This window comes from Thaumasiovibrio clandestinus, assembly GCF_047250365.1.
Classification (GTDB): domain Bacteria; phylum Pseudomonadota; class Gammaproteobacteria; order Enterobacterales; family Vibrionaceae; genus Thaumasiovibrio.
In genome coordinates this window covers 1-1,094 of sequence record NZ_JBLBVL010000054.1, presented here as the reverse complement: position 1 = coordinate 1,094, position 1,094 = coordinate 1, and the positions used below count along the sequence as shown (strand labels likewise).

The window sequence follows — 1,094 nt, the reverse complement described above, 5'->3', positions numbered from 1 at the left end:
TAGCACGATCAATACCAGTGGTCAGTTAAGTATTCAAGGTGACAACCTCGGTACCAATATTTCAGGGTTGAATAACAGCGGTGAATTAACCCTTGTTGCCAGCGACCACGGCGCAATTAATAGCGCGTTGGAGTTTGCCACCGATTCAATGGAAATGTACATCGGCGGCACGAATGACATTGCCACCAAGGCGATGTTCACTACCCATGAGCTCGCCGATAACATGGTATTAGCTAACAGTGAAAACTTAGCGCACCTTGCCGGGCTGCAAGGCAGTCAGGCCAAGCAGAACGCCGATAATATCAACGCATTGAAAGAATTAGCCACCATGCACGTTGATGGTGGTCAAAGTGCGATGGCCGAGCAGATGAAATACGTCATCTTTGCCGTTCTGGCGGCTGTGGTGGTATTAGGAGTGAAACGCATATGAAACAAACGTTAGCCCCACGCCAGCAGGTACAATTTCACGCCGTTGGTGAATACCTGTATATACATACAGCGCCAGACGAGTTACGTATTCGAACCCAACGCGGGGAATATGTCTTATCTGAGCGTGGGCAAATCAAAGACGCTGCTTTATCTGGTCTTGTGACAGTGGAAAACCTTGCAGACCATGCTGGATTGGTCGAAATCAGCAGCGGATTTGGTGAATATATACCGCCCAATGACGGGCAAGCGGTGGTGGTGAGTCATATGCCAGCGGTAGATGTTGCAACAATACCGCCCGTCAGCGTTGATTCTATGCCTGAAATGGAGGTCAAAACGCTACCACCTGTACAAATACACAGTATTCCGGCGGTTAACGTCGAAACCTTACCTAACGTGAAGTTAGAAACCGGACAAGCGGTGCGGGTTTATGCCACCAATCCGGTATTAACCAAACCCGTTGGTGGGGCAACGATGGCTTGTCATACCTTAACCATTAGCGATGGTGAAGCGGTATTCGCCGCCAATAGTAGCCGTGCCCACATAAAGGTAAAAGCAGCCGCCAGCAATAGTGGCCCCATCTTAATCGGTGGTCACTACCCGTTATTACCCGGCGAAGCGGAAACTCTAAACACCTTTGGTGAGCTGGCCTTATCAGGCACAGACAA

The 1,094-nt window shown here is 49.6% G+C and carries 2 protein-coding genes; both read left to right on the top strand.

All coding sequences use genetic code 11. The annotated features are described in order from the left end of the window. A partial coding sequence (locus ACKLNH_RS20625; RefSeq protein WP_413114139.1) for a chemotaxis protein occupies positions 1-430 on the top strand: 430 nt, incomplete at its 5' end. Next, positions 427-1,094: hypothetical protein (locus ACKLNH_RS20620; protein ID WP_413114138.1), on the top strand; the 668-nt coding region annotated here is incomplete at its 3' end. The genes ACKLNH_RS20625 and ACKLNH_RS20620, both read left to right, overlap by 4 nt.